Annotated in this window: 1 protein-coding gene; it reads right to left on the bottom strand. The window is 75.4% G+C overall.

Translation table 11 applies throughout. The features are described 5' to 3' along the window. A partial coding sequence (locus AC2W7G_RS17745) for a cation:proton antiporter domain-containing protein (RefSeq protein WP_485869594.1) occupies positions 1–621 on the bottom strand: 621 nt, incomplete at its 3' end. Positions 622–720 lie beyond the last annotated feature (99 nt).

A 720-nucleotide genomic window follows, 5' to 3' on the forward strand; every position in this document is an offset into this window, starting at 1 on the left:
CCGGCTGGGCCCGGGTGGCGAGCGCCGCTCGGCCCGCCGCTCCTCGCCCTCGCCGCGCGGCAGGTCCAGGCGGCGCATGAGGGCGGCAGGGTGAGTCCGGGCAGCACGAGCGTCACGAGCAGCGGGAACGGCCGCGGCGCAGGTGACGACGAAGTTGCGGTCGTCGAAGGCCGAGCCGTCGTCCAGGGTGTTGGGGAGGGCGAGGGCCAGCGCCAGCGTCGCCAGGCCGCGCATGCCGCACCAGGTCAGCACCAGCACCTCCTTGAGCGTCGTCGGTGCCATGAGCGGGCCGTTCTCGCGGCGCGCGACGGCGTGCATGCCGAGCATCCACAGCAGGCGGACGGCGACGACGACCACGCAGACGGCGGTGACGCCGGGGACGTAGCGCAGGATCTCGCGGCCCTCGTCGGCGATGATGTAGCGCATCTCCATGCCGACCAGGCCGAACGCGACGCCGGTGGTCAGCAGCTCCACGACGTCCCAGAACGCGCGCCGGGTGAGCCGCTCCTCGGAGTCCTGCGGGCGAGCGCGCCGGGCGATCTCCAACGCGGTCACGACGACGGCGACGACGCCGGACAGGTGCGCCTCCTCGGCGGCGAGGTACACCGCGTACGGGGCCACCAGGGTGGCGGCGCTGTGGGGCGACGAGGCTGGGGCACGGCCGCGGCCACCCGAGGCGACCGACCGCCGCCACGACGTACCCCGAGCCAGGGGCGGCGC

The sequence above is a fragment of the Aeromicrobium sp. PFPM2_SD2 genome (assembly GCF_057364525.1).